The organism is Novosphingobium sp. TK71 (assembly GCF_055361505.1).
The window spans coordinates 311,310-331,086 of record NZ_JBSZKA010000001.1 but is presented as its reverse complement, the minus strand read 5'-3'; the positions used below and the strand labels follow the sequence as shown (position 1 = coordinate 331,086).

The window sequence follows — 19,777 nt, the reverse complement described above, 5'->3', positions numbered from 1 at the left end:
TCTGCTATTTCGGCTAGAACTATACCTCAATCATCTCTTTCTTCCAATGGGGGATCGCTGATTTCCGGCACGCCATTTGCGCGCCCTTTCCGCGCCATCTCCTCTCTGGCAAGGTGCCGGCCAATTGCGGCTGCTATGCGAAGAATCCGCTCGTCCAGATCGTCCGCAGGGTTCCGCGATACCTGTGGCTCGCCGTTTGAACCGGTCATTGCGGCTTCCCCTCAGCAAGGGGAGAGGAACGGTTTTCCGGTCGTTGAGAGGCGGGCCTCGGCGGCATGGGTGAAAATACATTCGTCCCGAACCTTGAAATCAGGCGCCGTGCAACGTTTTTGCGATAGCGTTCTTGCCGCCACTGTGTCGGGCTGTGATAGATGCCTACAGCCTGCCAATAGCTGCCGCTTGTGCGCAACCCCGAAAGGAACAGCCACTTGGCGGCCTGCACGTTGAAGCACGGATCGTGGATCAGCCAGTTGCGCACTTGGCCGGGATCTCGGTCGACCAGAACAGACAACCTGGCTACCCAGGAGCTGTTTACCTGGAGTGGCCCGAGGTCATGTGTTCCGTTGCGGTTCGGAACCTCGGCACCGATCCATCCGGCTTCCTGATCACGCAGGCCCCAAAGCGTCTTTTCAAGCCATGATCTGCCCGCCGATGCGAATTGAATACATCGGCCGATCTCACGTTCTGCGGCGGCAGGCCCGATCGGAGGAGACGCTGCTGCAGCTGAACCGGACAGGACGACGACGCCTGCTACGAGCGCCGGCAAGCCATAGAGCCCCGGCCGCCAGCGTGGGCGCACAAGGGGGACTCTCATATGCGCTTCCCCCTGACCAGGACGGGTTCACCGCGAATGAGGGCGAGAAGCTGATCTCCCGATATGATCTGGATATGAGGATGGCGATTGAGCAGCGTTCGTGTCGATGGTCCGGTTCGTCCAGTATGAATGAACAGCCCCGGCATACTCTTTGCGGTACATAGCTGCGCGAACGCCTCAACATGTTCCGGCCGTATCGTATCTGCGTAGCGCTTGGCTTGGACTAGCCAGACCCAACCGCAGATTCTAACCTTCCCATCGATACCTCCATCGCCGGTGTAGCGATGGTTTCGGACTACGTGGATCGCGCGACGCTCAAAGCATTCCAGAAGCAATTCCTCGAAAGCCAAGGGATCCATGCGGCGCAACCGGGCGAAAACAACGGCCGGAGGCTGAGAGCGGTCGCGACCCTGCAATTGCCGGCACATGATGCGTGCCTGACGGCGTCGCCATCGGTGTTTTACTGGAATCTGCGAACCACGAATGAGCCAGAAAAGGAGCACAGCCCCGAAGACGACAAGCCATATAGCCCAATCAGCGATCATGACCGCCTCCGTGATCCTGGGAAGGAGCATGGGCAGGCTCGGAAGACGGTTGAGGCGCCGTCGCGGCGGCGCGCCCATCTTCCCGGTCATCGCCTCGATGGGGACTTCGTTCGAGCATGGATGTAACCCACCGGTCCATGAAAGACGCGGCTGACAACGCGCGATCGGCGATGTGCTCAGCCAGTCCCGAGGGCTTTGGACTCTGTGCAGAGTCACTTAGCGCCGCCGTATTGTCCTTGCGCCCCTCGCGTTCGGCGCGCTGTTCGTCGCGGAGCCTGTCCCAGCGTTCGGCGTGGCGGGCCGACCGGCCCTTCACGCTGTCCCGCTCGATCCGTCCCAGCGCCTGGAGCGAAGATGTCTTCTCGCCCGTACGCTGCTTCAGCTTTTCGACCAGCTTCTGGCGATTGTCCGTCCACAGACTGGCGCCGAATCGCGCGCGGGTGATCGCTGTGTAGAAATTTTGCCCGGTAACGAGCAACGAGTTGACAGGCGCCAACACATAAACCCAGTCGTAAGTCTTGGACTGCGCGGAGTAGATGGTTTCACTATAGCCATGGTCCCAGTTCTTGTGCCGGGAGAGATCGATTTCCTGGCTCCGACCATCGCGATCCCATCGGATCGTGGCCACCGTACCGTCGAGACGTTCTACGGTGCCTCGCTCCGCGTTTTTGAGATCCAGTTCCTTGTTGACCAGACGCCACTGAATACGGTCGCCGGCTGCAAGCTCGCGCTGCTCCTCCTTGAAAACATTGATCTGGGAGGCCCGTCCCAGACGCGGATCCCATTGTATGGTGCGGCCGTGTTCATCGACAAGGTTGACCGTCTGGCGCCCTCGAACGTCTCGCCCCACACCGATGACCCTATATTCCGCGTCCCGGGCGATCCCGAGCCCGACATTGTCGCGCGAGAACACCACGACCTGTCCGCGCGAGTAAAAGCGCGCAAAATGCTTCTCCTGCTCGGTCATGCCGGATGGCGCCAAAATCGCCAGCCGGGTTTCCTCGGCAGCGATCGCACCTTCCGTTTTCAGCGCCTCGCGGATCTTGGTGTTCACGATCAGACGGGTCGCATTCTCAAGCACGAGAATGTTCGTCTTCTCGCGTCTTTCCGGACTGAGGCGCGTCCAGTCCGCAACGAGCGACACGGCAAGCTTTTCGCTGTCGTCCGCGGTCGTCACTTTGTCCAGCGAGCTAAGCGAACCGTCGTAGTTCTGGAGCCGTGCCAGCCGCACGGCCTGTGTCATCTTATCCGTTTCTTGCCGAACCGGCTCCCGCAACTCCGCCTTGGGAAGGCCAAGGCGTTGCATCAACCAGAACGGCTTGCCCTGTTCGATCGCTCCCGTCTGACGGGTGTCACCGATCAGTAGGAGGCGTGCGCCTGTGGTCCTGCTGATCTCGAGCAGACGCACCGCCTGGCGGTTGCCGAGCTGCCCGGCCTCGTCGACGACAAGGACATGACCTTCATCGATTCTCGCGCCGCCACTCGCAAGAAGACTGGCGACAGTGCGCGACTCGATGTTGGCTTTCTTTCCCAGTTCCGCTGCCGCCGAAGAAGTCGGAGCGAGGGCGATGAGGGTCGCATCCTCACCGGCTGCGTCCCGCAATGCGCCGATGATGGTCGACTTGCCCGAGCCGGCGACACCGTGGACACCTACGATCCTGTCTTCGCTCCGACCCAGGTGAAGCAAGGCGGTGCGCTGCTCGGGGTTGAGGTTGTGGGCAAGACCTGCATCCCTGAGGGCTTCAATAGATGCGAGGGGGTTGGCGTCCGTAAGGGCCAGGGCAAGATGATCGGAGAGCGCCATTTCGAGGCGCGCCGTCCTGCGTGACGTCCGACCACGTGTGTGGATCTCGTCGCCGGTACGGTGCCGGGTTTCGAGAAGTTTAGCCCGGGCTTGATGTTCCTCGATCACGGGACGAATATCAGACAGGCGAACCTCGCCGACATGTGAAGCCAGGGCCGTCTGCAACAGCCGGCCGAGATTGTTGACCGCCTCCTTGCCTTCAGATTGACGCAAGCCGAACAGCATGGCCCGCGCCGCCGTCTGCGCCTCGACATCGATACTGCGCTCTCCGATCTTCTCTGCCTCGGCGCGCACGTTCTTCACCGTCTCGGCATATTGACCGAGCCGCCCGTCCCAACGCTGGTGCAGCTCTTCCAGGGAGGTTTTCTGCTTTGGTCCTCGGGTGGCGTAGAAGGACTTCTGACGTGCCGCCTGCCCGGTCAGGCCATGCTCTTTTGCATGAGCATCGATCTGTTCGGCGCGCTGCGACATGTCGGTGATCAGGTCTTGGGGGACGCCCCTGATCTCGAACAGGCCACGACGCGGGTCGAACTCGACATCGTAGCCGCGCTCCCGGAGGAGATGCGCCAGTTCATTGCGGTACACCTGTCCCGCCGCCATCTGTTCGGCGAACATCGCGCGCGTTTCCAGGCTGACCTTTTTCGCTTCATCCCGTTCGTCCGTGATGTTCATGACGACGACGTGCGTGTGGAGATGAGGGTCGAGCTCTCGAGACGCGTGCTCGGTGAAGCGCGCCCAGATCAGCCGGCCGGTCGTCTTCTCGGTGACCTCCCCATTGACGCGATGCCGCATCGTGGCATGTTCCTGAAGATAGGCGAGTGCGACACCGACCGCCTGCTCATGGGCCTCGATGATCCTGTCATCACCGGCCACCAGCGCCATGATCGATACCGATTTGGGTGCGTTGACCGCGAAGTCCCAACCTGGATGATGTTGGATATTGCCGTCCTTACGGCGACGGCCTAGTTGCTGGTCGCCGACCTTACCGGCCAAGAGTTCCTTGAAGACGACGGGATCGACTTCGCCTTCCAGTCCCAGTTCGGTGGCGATTTTGCCACCCCATTCGGAATGCTCGTTGGCACCCTTCGTATAATAATCACCGACCGTGTAATATCGGGCGATGTTGGCGGGCTTGCCCTTGAGGCGGATCGGATTGATCATGCCGGCCTCGCTGCATTGCGGGCCCCGTCATGGCGGCCGTGCTGGCTGAGACGGAAGCCGGCCGGCTTCCCGAACAACTCGAGTGGTGGTGGCGGGTTGCTCGCGTCCTCTTCCCGGTCGTTTTGCGCCGGAGGAGACGCCGGTCCATCATCAGAGGGCGTGCTGGCCGGTTCGGTCGGCTCGCTTGGGGGCACCAGAGGCAGTTCGGCTCCCCGATCGCCGGGGACAGCACGCCGCCGTTTCGCCGGGGTCGTTTTCGGCTTGGCCGGTGCTGTGGGATCTGTCGGCGTTGGGGGCTCCGCTGGCGTTGGAACCGCCATCCGAATGGGCGCAGTGCCCCGCTCCTCAAACGCCTCACCAATGGAATCGACTTTGTTGTAGCTGTCCTCAAACCGGACCACCGGCAAACTGCGACCGAACCGCAGATAGCCCATCAGGTTTGGCAGGTTGGTGACCTCGGTATGCATGACCAGCGGCCGCGTCACCTGCATGCGCGAGAGGTTTACGCCGTCGCGCATGTCGTTCACACCATAGGACATGCCCTCGTTCGCCTCGACCTGCTCTGCCTGGCCGAGATTTTCGCTGACATGCTTCGCCGTGGGGGTGTCGTTAGCCCGCAGCGCCACCCACGTGGAGCAGTAGCCTGTGATGGCCGCAGCATCCTGGATGCCGTAGGTCGCCTCAAGCTGGGGGTAGCTCTGGAAGCCGAGGATACCGCAGCCTCCATACTTCCGCGCGCGGGCAAGGAAGTCGCCGAGCGAGGGCAAACGCTGGAGCGTCGGCAGTTCGTCGATGACGCAATAGAGGCGCCGGTTGCGATCAGGCGTCATGCTCATGATCGCGCTGATGGCGATGTCGAGCCATACCGTGATCAGGGGGCGGAGGGACGGAAGCTGATCCGCCTTCACGGTGATGAACAGCCAGCTGTCGTCCTTCTCGTTGGCGACCCAGTCACGGATCGAGAAGCCGTCTGCGGTATCATCGAGATAGGAGAAGCTGCGCATGACGGAGGCGAGTTCGGCCTGAATGCCGGCGCTGGTACGCTCGCCCTCGGTCGAGATGAATGCCGCCGCATCGGTGCCGGCTGCAAAAGCGGCGAGATCCTTCAGCTTGGAGCGCAGGAGCGTGTCGAGCAGGATCGAAACGAGGGTGCGTTCCTGCCGAGCCAGCTTCCGCAAGACGGCGACCAGCGTACCGCGCGCCGCCTTCGCCCAGAAGGGATCGCCGGTCTTGTCAGGGATCGTGGACTCGGCGATCTGGTCGTAATGATAGTCCCTCGGGACGTCGACCCAGGGCGACCAGCAATCCGCCCGTGCGTCGAGCGGATTGAGCAGGATATCGATCCCCGGCCGGTAGAATTTTTCGACGAAGGTGCCGGCCGTGTCATAGACGATCGCGCGGCGCTTCCGCTTCCGAATCCCGTCGAGCATTTTTACGATGATGTTGGTTTTGCCGGTGCCGGGCGCACCGCAGAGCAGGATGTGCTCCGGCTCGAAGGCATCGGGGACGTTGACACCACCGATCTCGAAACTGCCCTTGGCATGACGCCACAGCGCCCGGCGCACCTGCCGCACCGTTCCGAACCGCGCGCCGCGCAGGAACTGGTTGGAACCGAGGCCCCTTCCCGTCCGGGTGAAGTAGAACCAGGCCCACCCCAGCATGGCCAGGGCGAAAAGGCCGGATATCGCGGCCCCGTGCAGAAGATAGGTCTCGAAAGCTTCGAGCGTCTTGTGCGCGAGACCGGAATCGAGAAGCGCCTTAGGGCTGGTCCAGTATTGTTTGCCTTCCGGTGTCTTGAACAGGATCGGGGTTACGTTACCGGGGACGGCATCCCCCATGAAGGCAGCCTGTCCGAGCTTCATCAGAACGAAGCGTTCGTACTCGGATGATTTCTCGAGCGCGTACCAGATGATCCCGCCGATCCAGATCACCAGCCCCGCGAGGAAGGTCTGGTAGAAGACCTGCGTGGTCATGCGGACGTTGTGGACGATGGCCTGGCCTCCCCTCGTCCAGGAGCCCAGCGTGTCGTGACGGAAGATACTCATGACCGGTCCTGCTCAGGATCGAGCAGCCCCCTTTCACGGAGGAGTCGGCGCGCTTCGCCCAATCCCTTCTGGAGGATGTCGGGGGACCGCTCGCCGACCGACGTGGCGAGAATCGCGAAGGCCTGGATGGCCGTCGCATGGAGCTCGTCGAAGCGGGCGTGATAGCCAGAAGGATCGGTGCCTTCGAAGCGTTCGAGAATATCGCGACAGTAGGTCGCGGCGCCGAGACCGGCATTGCGCGCCTGAACAGAAAGGCGCGCATAGAGGTCGTCGTCTATGCGGATAGTGATGCGTGCCAAGCGGCGGACTCCTTGTCCGACACGCCAGCAACGTGGTGAAGCGCTTCTCTTATAGCCGATTTACTATGCAATAACAAGAATTTATGAAAACTGCCGTTGGCAGCCACTGAGTGCCACGGCAGAACAATCGCTTAGGCCGAGCGATGATCCGGCGTGGCTGCCACTGGCAGACGATGTGTGCCAAAGCGACTGCCGGACTGTGCCAACGAAAACTGGCGGAAATCCGCGCGATTCGCGCCCGCAGCACCCGTGCGTGGGGTGCATTCTCCCCGCCTCCGGCGTGCGTGCCTTCTCCGCAGCGCGCCTGCCCGCTGCGCCCGTGCGATCCCGGTCGCGGCGGGCCTCCCCGATCGGGGAAAGCGGGCTTGCTGATCGTGGTCCTGTTGTGGGGAAACCATTGCACCGCGATGCTTCTTGATAGATAGTCGGTGGCGGCGGACAGACCTCCTTGTGTAAGGAGTCGAAGAATGCCGAAGATGACGGAACGCGAGCGGCTGGCGAAGATTGAGGCCGATCAGCAGAATCTGGCACGGGAAGCCGAGACGGTGCGGCGCACGTTGCGCTCACATTATGGGAAGCTGGCGACCGAGCTAGCAGTGGAAAGACTGAGCGAGCGCGAATTTCGCGATGTGCTGGGCCAAGCGATCAGGGTTGGCGGCGGTGCTGCGTTGACTGCCTTGAAGGCGCTTCCTGCTATTGTCGATAGTCCGGCAGAGCGTAGCACCTCCACGAAGGGTGGTGGTACGGCGAGGCGCAAGTCCGGTGCTGGTCAGGTCTCCGGATCGGATGCCGGAGGCGAGAGCCAGGCGGCTGTGCATCCTTAGCGGAAAGGGGAGCGACGTTGGCGGGCGGTACGCCCGGCAAAAGGAGTGCTGCCAAGGGAAACCGTTCGGGTTTCCCCCGCTCGTGCCAAAGGCACGACAAGGGGCCGGGAGCGGTTACCCGCCCCGGCCCTTCTGGTGGTGTCTATACGGTCAGGCCGCTATGACGCGCCGCTTGCGCTTGATCGGCACATCGGCTTCCTGATCCGCCCGCATGAAAACATGGGTCGGGACGCGGTGGCCCTGTTGCGGGTTAAACAGGTCATAGAGGCTCGACTGGATGCCCGACCCTTCGCACAAGAGCGCCTCGACCGGCATAAGCTCGGCAATGTTCCGGTTGCGCTTGAAGGCTTTTCCGTTGCCGCGCCCATAAAGACCGAAGGCGATGCAGACAACGCCTCGCTGTGCGGCCCATGCGGCTGCGGCTGCATCCACTCCGGCGCGCTGCCCGGTGGTGACAAGCACCATATGCGGAATGCGCGTCCTAATCTGGTCGAGCCGCCCCCAGATGATGCGCCAATCGTGCCAGTCCTGCGGGCCGGAAACGACGACGACGGGGCCTTGCGGGTCGTATCGGTCGCGCCGCCGTTCGGATCGTGCGCGGAGGAAATCGAGCGCCGAAATCTGGCTGGCGGTGGTGACATGGGACGCGCGCGATCCCTTGGCAGGCGACCATGGGCGACCAGCATAGGCGCGATACATGGCGGCGGCATAGTCGCGCATCGCTTCCATGGCGGCGCGCTGTTCGGCGACCGACTGGCATTCAAGCTGGGTGTCTTCCAGTTCCTTGTTGAACACTTCGCCCGGTTCCAGTCGGCGGGCCATGTCGCGCAGGGTATCGGCCAGCCTGTCCTCGCGGCTTTCCAGCTTGTTCGCGACGAAATGGAAGCTGTTGACGAAGCCCCATGCGAGTTCCGGGGCGAGCGGGTCCAGCCGCGTATCGCCTAGCAAGTCGAAAATGGCGGCGATGATGCCGCCGCATTCTGCCTGTGCGGCGATGGGATCGGGCATGAAAAATTCGCCCGGTTCCTCGTCGGGTTCGATGATGGATAGCGGGAGAGGATCGCCGAAGGACGCCACGAAATCGGGCGTAGCGGTAAGTTCGGCATAGAGTTCCGGCAGGTCGGCAAAGCTGCTAACACTGCGCAAGGCCGTTGGCTTGCTCATGGGATGCACTCCTTGTGACGGGATGACGGTTCAGGACCGGGGAAGCGTTCCAGCGCTCCCCCGGCCCGCCTTGATTAGCCCTTAGAAGGGCACCTCATCGTCAAGGCCGCGCCCGCCGCCGGTATAGCCGCCGTCCGGCCCTGCGGTGCTGCCGCCGGAGAAACCGCCGCCCGACCGTCCACCGAAACCGCCTTGCCGCTGACCGCCGCCGCTGCGCGCACCAAAGCCGCCGCCCTGTGCCTCGCGCTCCCGTTCGCGCCGCCACTGGACGTCAAAGCCGTTGGTCTCGTCGCCGAAAAGGGCGATGGGCAATGGTTCGCGGAAGCTCGGATCGTCGATCATACCGGACAGAAAAACCTCGTCATTGGAGCGCATCTTGCGTTCCCAGACGACACCGATCTGGATTTCGTCGCCAGCGCGGTTCGTCTCGTAAATCTCATAGACGGGGGCGCTATCGCTCTGTCGATCCTCGACGCGGCGCATGATGAGGTAGGGAAAGCGCATCTCGCGTGTGGCAATCTTGCCGATAATATCGCTAGCGCGCTCGTCAAACTTAAAGCTACCGATCTTCATGACTTCATCCTTTCTCTGTAGCGTGGCCCGTTCATCTTTCCCGGCCACATTAGAACCATACTCCCTCCCCTCCATTACTTCTATGACATTGATTTCTTGACAGAAATCCATCGTACCTGGTGAGCCTGAGCAAGAAGCGGCCGCGCCAGCGGCCTAAAAAAGACGAAGACGCACCGGCCGCGTAAGCGGTCGGTTCCGCTTGAATGGAAAGGGAGCGTGGACCGGCTGACAAGTCATCGCACCCGGAGCCGCCTTCGCAGGTCCGAAGGCGCAGGACCGGGCCCTTGGACACAACAGGCACGGGAGGGACTTAGCGGAGCTTGGTGAAAAGGGGCCGGCGCTTCTGTTGAAAACAGACAAACGTCGCCGGCCCCTTTTCGCCTAGCGCAGCTTGGTCCCGACGCAACTCGTTGTGTCCGAAACCGGTTCTGCAACGCGCGGATCCTGCGGAGGCGGCGAAGGGGGTGATGGCTTGTCTGCTGGCTCCACGATCCGCATCGCGCGACTAGCGCGATTCCTTAGGCGAAGCCTGCAGAAGCACAGGTCGTGCCTCAATGCGGGGGCTCTTGCATGCCACCTTTCCTGCCCACACCCCCGCGGAAGGGATCGTGACCGCGCAGCGGACAAGACCCCGAAGGGGGCTTGGTCGGAGCGAAGCGGAGATAGAGCCCGGTGCCCGCCCTTGCGGGCATCCGCCCTGTTAATACCGATCCCGGTTCCCGGACTGATCCGCTTGCCCCACTATAGCTGGGTCCCTTCATCCCATCCCTGCGGCCGACCGGCGGTGCGACGGAGGAAATCGTGGGAGACCGTGTGGGACCACAGGACCTGTGTGGCTGGCGTTCTGATGAGGCGCTCGCCTTCTTGCACGCCGATGTGGGCAATAACCGGGAAACAGGGATTCGTCGACGGGGTGGAGAGCATTGGGATTATGATAGAGATGGAGTTCATCAGCCCATCCCTCCTCATAGTCAGGGCTTTCCACATCGATATTGAAGGGGATTCCTTCGAAGCCGCCGGTGGGATTATCGAGGACGCCCTTGCGCACTAGACTGACCCACGGATCACCAAAGCCTGCCCGCAATCCCATGCGGCTGAACTTCACGATGGTTCCGGCATTGGAAGATAGCACGGCGGAGATATGCTCGGTCCCGGGCTGGGCAAAGAAGTTGCTTGGGATCGTTTTGCGGCCGATATGCTGGGCGAGGGGCTTCTCAATCCCGTAAAGTCCGTCCGCAGCGTTCACGCCATAATCGATACCGAAACCATAAAGGAGGAACGGTAACGCGGTGTGGGACCAACGCATGGACGCTGGCGAATGGAAATCCGCTATGGCGAGGATCAAGGGATGACCCGCGACATGCGGCTGCGTCCAATATCGCTTTTGGAGCTTGGAAAAGAGCGGCGAACCAAAGATGATCGGCATCTCATGTTCGAGAAAGGCGGCAAGGTCGCCGTCCGGTAAGCGAGGTTCGCCCGGTGCCATGGCGGAGAGGAATGGGTCAGGGCCATTGGCGGTGGTCGCTTCGACGAACAGCGTCTGCCGCTGCTTCACCAAGCGGAAGTCTGGAACCGCGCAACCGACGTCGATCTCGAAGCCGAGGGCCATGAAAGCGGTCCAAAGATAGAGTTCCCAAACCCGCGCACTATAGCCGCTGGTCTGAAAGTCCCGCACGAAATTGCCGTCACGATCGACGACCCAAGGGGCGATATATTCAAGCAACTGCCGCGCCGAGCGCTGATTGAAGCCATCACGCAGCATCTCGAAGGCGGGATGAAAGCGCGTCACACCCGGAGCCGGCGTGAACAGGTCGATTCCGGCGGGCAACGCATCGGGTTCAGTCTCGCCCGCGGCTTGGGCGAAGCCCGCGCCGAGGTCGTGCGCGATGGCGAGGTCTCCGGCTCTGCACGAGGGTAACATCGGCGACCGCTGGAAGGGCCGATAGCGACCGCTCCCGTCGCGCATAAAAGCGATGCAGAGAAACTCCTTGGTTTGAAAGAGATGGAAGACGCCGGCGAGTACAGCTTCGTCGCCTGTGCTCCAGGCGGACGCGCAACGGGTCGCCAGGCGCATGTCCGGGGGGCGGCCCCATAAGGTCAGGGCATCGAAAACGCTCGAGCGTCATCCGACGGAAGAGGTCATGCGCCGGTCCGCGCAAGGGTGCGAGTTCCGGATGAGGATCGACCGGGCCTTCAGTCACCGGCGATCTCAGAGAGGGGCGGTCTATTGCGTCGATGCGCGATATCGCCGGGAGATTGAGAGATCAGCATGGGCGCATCATATCCGACAGGGCGTCGGCGCAAAGATATCCTTTCCGGCGACGTGCGCAGGAGCGAATTTTGGAGGGACGGCGGCGCGTCGGTCCCGCCAATATCCCTGTGCGGCCAGCCAACAACCGCATCCCCCGTCCTATTTTCATGGCGCGGCGTTATTTGTTATGTCTTTACCTTGCTGAAGCAATTGTGGTCATCGACAGATTGGTCTTTCCAAAGCTGGACAAAAGCGTTCGGAAAGATAGTGTCTTGGCTAAGGTGGCGCGACAGTGCTGCCAAGGGGAGATGTAGACACGTGGCATTGCCTCCGACGGCTAATCAGATTTCGGTGCGCGAGGTGCTTGCCAAGTTCGAAACCGAGTTCGAGGCGGTAGCGAACGCTGTCGAAAATGGTGAGTTCGCGCTGTGGGTGGGTTCGGGCATCTCGCGGCAGGCCCCCAATCTCGGCGGGCTCATCGAGCGGGCCTTCGACCATATCCGGGAGGGCGTCGTCGATCCCGCCACCTCCGCCGATTTCCTGCCCGCGCTCCAGCGCATTCTGATGCTTGCGCAGATCGACCCGGCGACGGTGGAAGCCCAATATGCGCAACCGCTCGCTGCATGGCCGGAGCACGACGCAATCATTGATCGCCTCTGGAACCAATATTCGCGGGTGTTGGATGTACGCATAAACGGCAAGCCCGCCGATTATGTGCTTTGGAATGCGGTCGATATCAGGCGCGCGTTCGAGCATTCAGCCGCCCCGGCTGCGGAGCATCTTTGCATCGCCATTCTTATTCTCGAAGGGGCGGTACAGACGGTGGCGTCAGCCAACTGGGACGGGTTCATCGAAGCGGCGGTCGAACGGTTGGGCAATGGCGTGCCTGGCATATTGCAGGTGGTCGTCGATCCCGCTCATTTGCGCAGCGCGCCAGGGCGCGCGCGGCTGCTGAAGTTTCATGGCTGTATCGTCCACGCAACGAATGAGCCCGATATATTCAGGCGCCATCTGATCGGCAGTCACCCGCAGATCTTGCGATGGCCGGTCGGCAATGAGTTTGCGGCCATGCGCAATCAGATTCTGGGCCTTGCGACCAACAGCAAGACGCTGGTCATGGGCCTGTCGATCCAGGACATGAACCTCCAGACGGTGTTTGCATCGGCAGCGGAGGCGAACGCATGGCCCTGGCCCTGCGCGCCCAATGCGATGGCGCAGGTTTTCTGCGAGGATGAGATCCAGCAAGGGCAGCGTGACGTCCTTACGCTTGTCTATGGCGATATCTATAATGACAATATGGGGGTCATCGACGACGCATCCCTGCTGCGGTCATGGGGCGAAAAGGTCCTGATCGCCCTGGTTCTGAAGTTGCTGACCGACAAGCTGGCGCGCCTCATGGACCTTGGCCTCGCTCAAGCCGGGAAAGGTCCGATCGCGGCTGCGCTCGCGCCGGCGCTGTCGCATTTGCGGGACGATATAGCCGCCGCCGCTTTGCCGGCGCCGGGAGAAACGAACAGGACCGCCTTCGTCAATCGGGCGATCGCGCTGTGGTCGAGAACCTTGTCCCTGTTTCGTGGCGGTGCCTTGCCCCATAATGCGGATAGCTATGAAGCGCTGTGCAGTTCGACGCCGCAGTTGATGCCGGCGGACGCTAATGCTTTGGGCTCGGGGCTCGCGAAGCTCGGCGTAGCCCTGGCTCTTCTGCAAAACGGGCGCACCGCAGGCCAGTGGGAACTGCGGGCGCCGCTGACCGATGATCTGAACGCGGGCGCGATGACCGCCCGCTCGCTCCGGGCCAACGGCATCGATCGCCCGGTGTTTCTCGTTAAATCCGCCACCGAGGCCATCGCGCTCAAAGCGCAAGGCGCTTTTGCGAACGACAATCCGATCATCGTCCACGGCGACGATGCCTGGCAGCAACTGGTCGGCGGCGGCGCGTCGGCACGGCGCGTGCGGGGGGCGCCGGGTCGAACCGGCCATATTGGCGAAACGCATGTCAGCGTGGGCGCGCTACTCAACCGCTGTGCCGATGGTGCCGAGCTTCAGCAGGCCTTCGCGACGGAGATGATGCTGTGAGCGCGCCGCTGGTCCTGGCGATCCGGAAATGCCTGAAGGCGGCCGGCTACGTCGATCTCGCGACGCCGTTCAAGGTCGCCGGTGTAGAGTTCGGATTTACGGGCGCGATGCGCGGGAGCGAAGGACGGGCCCTCGATCTGGTGCTGTTCGTCGACACCACGACGGGGGATTTCGGGGACCGGGACGGCGCGCGCGTTCGGCAACGCGTCGAGGCCTTGAGCCGTGCGCTCGACGTGACCGGGTCGCATTATGTTGTGACGCTGATTCTTGCCGGTGCTGTCCTGGCGGAAGGCGTTGAGGCTTTGTCGGAGACCTGCCGCGTGTTGCCGGTGGAAGGGATCGCCCTCGATGCCGATGGCACACCGGTCGACGACATTGCACGCGAGCAACTGAGTGACCGCATCCGCGTGCTGCTGCCTCTTACCTTGCCGGTAGCTCCCGCCGAGGGGCCAGATAGCGGTCCGGCCATGGAGCAGCTGGTGAAGGCGCTTCCAAAGGATTTAGACCAGGCCCTGCTCGAAGCCGTCATCGCTGCCTCCAGCAACGGCGAACAGGCGGTGACAGATGCGGTCGCGACAGCGATCGATCAAGCGTTCCAGGCGGACGCGGCTGGGAAGCAATCATGAGCGATCTCCTTTTGAAGAGCCTCGACATCACCAACTTCCGAAGCATCCGGGGACAGGTGCACGCGCCGCTCGATGCAAAGGTGGTGCTTGTTCACGGCGAGAATGGAGCGGGCAAGACGAGTCTGCTTTCTGCGATAGAGTTGGCGTTGACCGGCAGGGTGCAATCTCTGGAACGGGCGGACCAGGGCTATGAGAAGCAACTGCTTCATCGCTCTGCAGCGGTGGGCAGCGTGCTGGTCAAGACCCTGCTTGGAGAGTCCGAGCAATCGTTCAAGGCGGTCCTCGATGCCTCCGGGGTGGAATCGCTGTCGGCGCTCGGCGAGGCCAAGGCCACATTTTTCAGGGAGCGCGCCTTTCTGCCGCAATCGCTTCTGGGGCAATTGCTTCAGATCTATCAGGATGCAGGAAATGATGCCGCCTCCCCGCTCGCGCAGTTCGTGGGCAAACTGCTGGGGCTCGATCGTCTCGATGCGCTTGAGGGGGGCCTGAAGCCGCTCGCCGACGTGCGCAATGTCCGCAAGACAGTCGATGGCTGGCAGACGGCCGAGAATGAGCGGAGCCGGATCGATCGGCTGTTGTCGGATCAGCGCAAGTCGCAAAAGCTCGAGCAGGAGCAGGTCGCAAGCGCGTTGGCGGATTTGGCGGCGATTGCGATCGAACTGAGCCTGTCGCTCGAGGTCCGCGAGGACAATCTCGAAGCGGTCGAAGGAGCGTTGAAGGACGAGAGCGAGACAGGAGCTTTTGCGGCCCTCAGCGACCAGCAGCGAAAGCTTGCCGCGCTGCGCCGCGAGATCGAGAGCGCACAAAGCGCGGCAGAGAGCACCGATCCGGCCCGGCAGTCGGATGATATGGATAGTGGGGAGGCCTATGCGGCCTGGCAGGACGCGCATGAAGGGCAAGTCACGGTGTTAAGGGCGCGGGTCGAGGCCCTGCTCCCCGATGTCTCACTGGAGAGCGCGCCGGAACAGGCAGCGCGCACGGCGCTCAGCCGGCTGCGGATTGAACAGAAGCAGTTGACCGATCGGGTGACCCAGGCCCGCGGAGATATTTCCCGCCACACGGTTGCGCAGGATGAGCGCGATGTTGCGCTGCGCCAACGCGACACGATCGATGCCGAAGTGGGGCAATTGGCGAGTAGCGCCGGCAGCCTCGGGTCCGCATTGGCGGAGCTTACCGCCTTTATCACGGATGAGGCCTGCCCGGTCTGCGACCGAGAATTCAGCGAAGTGAGCAAGGTGCCGCTGAGCGACCATGTTCACAATAAGGTGCGTAGTCTTTCGGCGTCTGCCGAGCGGCTGCTGACCTTGGGCCGGGCACGAAGTGAAGTGCAGGTCGTCATCGAGCGGCTGGAGCGGGAAATCGAGACGATCGGCACGCGCAAGCCGGACGAGGAAGCGCTGGCCAATCTGGACCGGCGCCTTGCGTCTGTCGATGCCCTTATCACAGAACTCGATGGCCTTGCCGATGTGCTGGCAGAGGGCGCGCGATTGCGCGCGGCGGATGTGGCGAGCCGCAGGGCGGTGACGGAACAAGAGACGCGTCATATGGCGCTGACGGCCGCCCGTGAAACGCTGAGCGAGTTCGCGCTTGCGGTCGGTGCCGATCCGCTGGCCGAAGGTGAGAGCTTCGGAGCGGGCGTGTCCCGGCTGGATACGCTGCTTTCTGGTCAGGCGTCGCAACTGGAGGCACGGCTGGCAAAGCGGCGGAGGGGCGGCGATTTCATCGCGACGATCCGGTCGGCGCTCACGCGACGCAAGGAGATCGATGAGCGGATCGCGACGGACTTTGCCGCCTGGCAACGGGCGGACCAGGCACTTGAGCGTGCGCAGATGCTGAGGGATCAGGGCAATCTGATTCGCAATACGGTCGATAGCGTCCGCTCGGGGATCATCAGGCGGGAATTCAACGACAGGCTGAACCGCGTTTGGCGGGACCTGTTCGTACGGCTCGCGCCTGCCGAGCCTTTCGTGCCGGCCTTTCGCATTCCGTCAGAATCGACGCAGAAGCTTCAGCCCAGGCTGATCACGGAGCATCGCGACGGCGGCGCGGCCGGCGGCACTCCCGGTGCGATGCTCAGCGCCGGCAATCTCAACACGGCCGCCCTGACCCTGTTCATCGCGTTGCACCTTTCGGTGCCCAAGGAACTGCCCTGGCTGATCCTCGACGACCCGGTCCAGTCGATGGACGATGTGCATATTGCGCATTTTGCCGCGCTGTTGCGGACGCTTTCGAAAGAGCATGGTCGGCAGATCATGATCGCGGTGCACGACCGGCAATTGTTCGAGTATCTCAAGCTTGAACTCAGCCCCGCCTTTGCCGAGGACAGCCTGCTGACGCTCGAACTGTCGCGCGGTCCGCGCCGCGACAGCGTTTGCATTTCGCGCCGGTACGCCTTCAAGGAAGAGACCGCGCTTCTCGTGGCGGCCTGAGCTTGCGATCAAGGCAGAGGATGCCGCTCCAAGTCCCTTTCAGTGAATTGTCGGACCGAAGCGGAGATACCTGGTGCCTGTTTGCGGGCATTCGCCTTGTTTACCGCTTCAGCTATTGGCAGCCATGCCTTGCGGTCGACAATTGACTTTCAGAGGACTTTCGCCACGGGGCCCGGAGACATAGAAACAATTGTCCAGATGGTAGATCATCGCACCGGACCCCAAGGCCATGAGCGCTGCTTCACGCATTACACCATTGACAGGCACGCTGATCCTTTCAGCCGAACGGGGGGTCATGGCCAACGTGAAACTCCCCTCGCCAAGGGCGAGGAGCCCAAGCAGCGACACCATGAGGACGAAGACATAGAAAAAGGGCCTTGCCGTTTCCCGCAACCTCTCTTCCCATCCGAATAGCAAGGCGACACCGATGATGCCGATCAGCATGATGGCCGCGATGCCCAGCAAACTGCTGAAGATGCCCATGGAGAATAGCCCAAAGACCATCATGGCGGTGTTGAGAATGCAAAGGACGCCGATCAGACGATTCCATACAGGGTTTGGCCTCGAAGTCGAAACGCGCCGCGCTATAGCCGCTGCAATCAGGGCCAGGAACATTGCGAACACCGACAGACTCGCCAGACTCGCCGTGATACGGGCCAGCCCTGCCATCGCAAGTTCGGTGGGTGTGAAGACCGTCAGCAAAGCAGGGCTGATCCCCTGGAAATAGCCGAAGCTCAAAAGGCATCCCGCCACGTAGAAGATCACGACAGGGGTTATGAGGGTACCGACAAGCTCGGACATGAAGGGTGGCCTCGGCGGCGGCATATCCTGGGTCAAGAGTCGTGGTCTGCGATCATTACGGGTTGCGCGTGCACGTGCCATCATGACCCAGGCCGCGCCAGGGCGGTAGTCGGAAGACCGGTACACCCATTGTCTCGAGCGCGGCATTAGTGAAAACGAGGCTGATCCCTCTCCCCTTAGTCTCGTCGGTCAGACCGAGCAGGGCAAAGATGGCGACGCGGAGTTTCGGGTCCAGCTTGCGTCGCTTGGCCCTCGCGTCGCCCGCGATCACCGCCGCGAAGTAGATTGCGACCTGGTGCGTTTTGAGATGGTCGCGCGTGGTTGCGATCGTCATGCCGGCGTCTCCCCCGCCTTTGCGGCGCTGCGCCGGTTCCACAGGAAGCCGGCGATCAGCAGCACGGCCATGACGAGCTGCGCCACGATCGTCTCCCGCGTCGGGTAGATCCCCAGCAACTCGCTTCGGGGAAGCCCCGGCCACGGGGTGACGGGGAGATAGCCGGCTTCTTGCAGCGCGGCGCTCCCTTTGCCGATCAGGACCACGGCCAGCACCGCGATCAGCGCCGAACTGTAGGCGAAGAACTTGCCGATCGGCAGCGTGCGGCTGTAGCGCATCATCACGAAGGCGATGACCGCGAGCAGCGCAACGGCCGCGAGCGCGCCCGCTATGACCGCGCCGCCATTCCCCTGGCCCCAAATGGCGGCATAGAACAGGATCGTCTCGAAAACCTCACGATAGACGACGACGAAGGAAAGCAGGAACAGGAACCATGCCGATCCGCGGTTGAGCGCTTTGCTCAGCTTATCGCGGATATAGCGTTGCCATGCATCGGCGTTGCTCTTGCCGTGCATCCAGATTCCGACCCACAGCAGCACGATCGCGGCGAACACCCCGCCGAACCCTTCGGTCAGCTCGCGGCTCGCACCGCTGATTTCGATGATCCACGTCGCCGCCGCCCAGGTGGCGGCCCCGGCGACGAGGGCGGCGACCCAACCACCATGCACATAGGGCAGCATGTCGCGTCGGTCGGCTTTGCTCAGGAAGGCGATCATGGCGACGACGATCAACAGGGCTTCCAATCCTTCGCGCGCGAGGATGGTGAACGCGGCCACGAAGCTCGACGTGGCCGATGCCTCGCTTGGGGCGAGGGCCGTTTCGGCATCGGCGAACAGGCCGTCCAATGTGGCGACGCGATCCTTGACGGTCGCGACCGGCTCACCTTTGGCGATCCCGGCGCGCAGATCGGCCATCGCGCCCTCGATGCGGATCATCAGCGCATTGTCCCGCGCCGACAGCACCGCCTCGGCCCGCTCGAACCCGTCGAGATAGGCCGAAAGCGCCAGATCGGTCGCAGCCTTGCGATCACCCCGGGCATAGGCACCCAGGGCGTCGTCAAGCCGGGTGCGGGCCAGCGCCAGCGTTCCCGCCGCTTCGGCCGCGATCGTCGCTTCGGGATGATGGCGCAGATAGGCCATGAGCTGACGGGCCTTGTCGTCGCCGATTTGCGTCCCCAGCGCGGCCGGCGTCGTGCCGACCAGCTTTTCCAGATCGAGGCGCTTGCGAAGATCGGCATCGCCATCCCACAGCGCCTTGCCGACGTTCGCCTCGCGCTCCGGATAGGCGAACGACCCGGCATAGAAGGCCAGCGCCCAACGGTCTTGTGCAGGCAGCTCGGCAAAGCTCACCATGCTTGTGCCGTCGAGCCCCTGTTCGATCACCTGATAGAGCGCGAAGACGCTGCGCTCGCGCGCCCGCGCTTCATCGGCGAAGGCGATCGGCACGGGATCAAGGGCATGCGCTTGCGGGCCGTCACCGTGGCCGGTCGCGCCGTGGCAGCTTGCGCAGTGCTGCGCGTAAAGCGCCTTCCCGCGCGCCACGTCGGGCGCGCTCGTCGGCGCCAGCGGCACTGGATAGGCCTTGATGAGATCGGCGGCGAGGCCGCGCGCAGCCGTCGCGATGGCGGGCGGCGGCGCTTTCGCGGCGATGATCCGTTGCAGGTTGCCGGCCTGGCGCTCGAGGCCTGCGCGTGCCGAGGACGCCGGCAGCTCCCCGATCAGCTTGGCGGCCGTCGCGGAGAACTCCTGCATTTCGGCATATTCGCCAGCGTTGGCGATTTTCCCGTCCGTGACCGCCTCGGGATAATCGACCGCGATATAGTCGAGCAGCCGCCACGCCGTTTGTGCGGGTGCGGTTTGAGCCGCCGCAGGCGTGGCGATGCTAAGGACGGCGACGGCCAGCAACCCGAGCGTTAGCGGGCAATACGTATCGCGATTGCGGCGCATTAGCGAGGATAAGTTTCGAAGCAGTCTGTTGAGCCACGAAACGAAGCCGCTTGATGGCCCGTGCGTGGCGATCCGATGATTATCC

The 19,777-nt window shown here is 62.7% G+C and carries 16 protein-coding genes; 4 read left to right on the top strand and 12 right to left on the bottom strand.

Going from position 1 to position 19,777, the window contains the following annotated elements; genetic code table 11:
- Positions 1-26: 26 nt before the first annotated feature.
- From ACXJ16_RS17925 to ACXJ16_RS17900, 6 genes are read right to left on the bottom strand one after another with little or no spacing between them, the layout of a single operon-like run.
- Entirely contained in the window at positions 27-209 is a 183-nt protein-coding gene (locus ACXJ16_RS17925; RefSeq protein ID WP_463922923.1) for a hypothetical protein, read from the bottom strand.
- Positions 206-766, bottom strand: a complete 561-nt coding sequence (locus ACXJ16_RS17920; RefSeq protein WP_463922922.1) for a lytic transglycosylase domain-containing protein — start codon at positions 764-766, stop codon at positions 206-208. The genes ACXJ16_RS17925 and ACXJ16_RS17920 overlap by 4 nt, the downstream gene beginning before the upstream one ends.
- 44 nt (positions 767-810) lie before the next feature.
- Positions 811-1,359 carry a restriction endonuclease gene (locus ACXJ16_RS17915; protein ID WP_463922921.1) on the bottom strand — a complete coding sequence of 183 codons (549 nt, stop codon included), beginning with the start codon at positions 1,357-1,359 and terminating at the stop codon, positions 811-813.
- Entirely contained in the window at positions 1,349-4,324 is a 2,976-nt protein-coding gene (gene mobF, locus ACXJ16_RS17910; RefSeq protein WP_463922920.1) for a MobF family relaxase, read from the bottom strand. Before mobF ends, ACXJ16_RS17915 begins: the two co-directional genes overlap by 11 nt.
- Positions 4,321-6,369: a type IV secretion system DNA-binding domain-containing protein gene (locus ACXJ16_RS17905; RefSeq protein ID WP_463922919.1), complete on the bottom strand. Its 2,049-nt coding sequence runs from the start codon at positions 6,367-6,369 to the stop codon at positions 4,321-4,323. The genes mobF and ACXJ16_RS17905 overlap by 4 nt, the downstream gene beginning before the upstream one ends.
- A complete protein-coding gene (locus ACXJ16_RS17900; RefSeq protein WP_463922918.1) occupies positions 6,366-6,668 on the bottom strand; it encodes a hypothetical protein in 303 nt (100 codons plus the stop codon). Before ACXJ16_RS17900 ends, ACXJ16_RS17905 begins: the two co-directional genes overlap by 4 nt.
- Before the next feature lie 467 nt (positions 6,669-7,135).
- Here ACXJ16_RS17900 and ACXJ16_RS17895 point away from each other — a divergent pair, with 467 nt between their 5' ends.
- Positions 7,136-7,492, top strand: coding sequence for a hypothetical protein (locus ACXJ16_RS17895; RefSeq protein WP_463922917.1), 357 nt, complete (start codon positions 7,136-7,138; stop codon positions 7,490-7,492).
- A 150-nt stretch (positions 7,493-7,642) separates the two neighbouring features.
- On the opposite strand, the gene ACXJ16_RS17890 is transcribed toward ACXJ16_RS17895, so the two are convergent.
- The 3 genes from ACXJ16_RS17890 to ACXJ16_RS17880 form a co-directional block, all read right to left on the bottom strand.
- Positions 7,643-8,656: a DUF2493 domain-containing protein gene (locus ACXJ16_RS17890; RefSeq protein WP_463922915.1), complete on the bottom strand. Its 1,014-nt coding sequence runs from the start codon at positions 8,654-8,656 to the stop codon at positions 7,643-7,645.
- 81 nt (positions 8,657-8,737) lie between these two features.
- Positions 8,738-9,229 (bottom strand): DUF736 domain-containing protein, encoded by a 492-nt coding sequence (locus ACXJ16_RS17885; protein ID WP_463922914.1) that lies wholly within the window; start codon positions 9,227-9,229, stop codon positions 8,738-8,740.
- A gap of 757 nt (positions 9,230-9,986) precedes the next feature.
- Positions 9,987-11,303, bottom strand: a complete 1,317-nt coding sequence (locus ACXJ16_RS17880) for a hypothetical protein (RefSeq protein WP_463922913.1) — start codon at positions 11,301-11,303, stop codon at positions 9,987-9,989.
- Between the two features lie 495 nt (positions 11,304-11,798).
- On the opposite strand from ACXJ16_RS17880, the gene ACXJ16_RS17875 reads away from it, so the two are divergent.
- Genes ACXJ16_RS17875 through ACXJ16_RS17865 form a run of 3 tightly spaced genes read left to right on the top strand, consistent with a single transcriptional unit; the run spans position 11,799 to position 16,611 of the window.
- Positions 11,799-13,556: an SIR2 family protein gene (locus ACXJ16_RS17875; protein WP_463922912.1), complete on the top strand. Its 1,758-nt coding sequence runs from the start codon at positions 11,799-11,801 to the stop codon at positions 13,554-13,556.
- Entirely contained in the window at positions 13,553-14,182 is a 630-nt protein-coding gene (locus ACXJ16_RS17870) for a hypothetical protein (RefSeq protein ID WP_463922911.1), read from the top strand. The genes ACXJ16_RS17875 and ACXJ16_RS17870 overlap by 4 nt, the downstream gene beginning before the upstream one ends.
- Positions 14,179-16,611 carry an AAA family ATPase gene (locus ACXJ16_RS17865; protein WP_463922909.1) on the top strand — a complete coding sequence of 811 codons (2,433 nt, stop codon included), beginning with the start codon at positions 14,179-14,181 and terminating at the stop codon, positions 16,609-16,611. Before ACXJ16_RS17870 ends, ACXJ16_RS17865 begins: the two co-directional genes overlap by 4 nt.
- 108 nt (positions 16,612-16,719) lie before the next feature.
- Here ACXJ16_RS17865 and ACXJ16_RS17860 read toward each other — a convergent pair whose 3' ends face one another.
- The 3 genes from ACXJ16_RS17860 to ACXJ16_RS17850 are packed head-to-tail and all read right to left on the bottom strand — an operon-like array spanning position 16,720 to position 19,692.
- Complete coding sequence (locus ACXJ16_RS17860) at positions 16,720-17,412, bottom strand: hypothetical protein (protein WP_463922907.1); 693 nt, start codon at positions 17,410-17,412, stop codon at positions 16,720-16,722.
- A gap of 55 nt (positions 17,413-17,467) precedes the next feature.
- Positions 17,468-17,746 carry a hypothetical protein gene (locus ACXJ16_RS17855; RefSeq protein WP_463922906.1) on the bottom strand — a complete coding sequence of 93 codons (279 nt, stop codon included), beginning with the start codon at positions 17,744-17,746 and terminating at the stop codon, positions 17,468-17,470.
- Complete coding sequence (locus ACXJ16_RS17850) at positions 17,743-19,692, bottom strand: FTR1 family protein (RefSeq protein ID WP_463922905.1); 1,950 nt, start codon at positions 19,690-19,692, stop codon at positions 17,743-17,745. The genes ACXJ16_RS17855 and ACXJ16_RS17850 overlap by 4 nt, the downstream gene beginning before the upstream one ends.
- Between the last annotated feature and the right edge of the window lie 85 nt (positions 19,693-19,777).

Coding starts and splice junctions, on each gene's coding strand:
- ACXJ16_RS17855 (WP_463922906.1), bottom strand. CDS start 17,746: ATGACGATCGCAACCACGCGCGACCATCTCAAAACGCACCAGGTCGCA.
- ACXJ16_RS17915 (WP_463922921.1), bottom strand. CDS start 1,359: ATGATCGCTGATTGGGCTATATGGCTTGTCGTCTTCGGGGCTGTGCTC.
- ACXJ16_RS17895 (WP_463922917.1), top strand. CDS start 7,136: ATGCCGAAGATGACGGAACGCGAGCGGCTGGCGAAGATTGAGGCCGAT.
- ACXJ16_RS17925 (WP_463922923.1), bottom strand. CDS start 209: ATGACCGGTTCAAACGGCGAGCCACAGGTATCGCGGAACCCTGCGGAC.
- ACXJ16_RS17885 (WP_463922914.1), bottom strand. CDS start 9,229: ATGAAGATCGGTAGCTTTAAGTTTGACGAGCGCGCTAGCGATATTATC.
- ACXJ16_RS17880 (WP_463922913.1), bottom strand. CDS start 11,303: ATGCGCCTGGCGACCCGTTGCGCGTCCGCCTGGAGCACAGGCGACGAA.
- ACXJ16_RS17865 (WP_463922909.1), top strand. CDS start 14,179: ATGAGCGATCTCCTTTTGAAGAGCCTCGACATCACCAACTTCCGAAGC.
- ACXJ16_RS17850 (WP_463922905.1), bottom strand. CDS start 19,692: ATGCGCCGCAATCGCGATACGTATTGCCCGCTAACGCTCGGGTTGCTG.
- ACXJ16_RS17890 (WP_463922915.1), bottom strand. CDS start 8,656: ATGAGCAAGCCAACGGCCTTGCGCAGTGTTAGCAGCTTTGCCGACCTG.
- ACXJ16_RS17905 (WP_463922919.1), bottom strand. CDS start 6,369: ATGAGTATCTTCCGTCACGACACGCTGGGCTCCTGGACGAGGGGAGGC.
- ACXJ16_RS17860 (WP_463922907.1), bottom strand. CDS start 17,412: ATGTCCGAGCTTGTCGGTACCCTCATAACCCCTGTCGTGATCTTCTAC.
- mobF (WP_463922920.1), bottom strand. CDS start 4,324: ATGATCAATCCGATCCGCCTCAAGGGCAAGCCCGCCAACATCGCCCGA.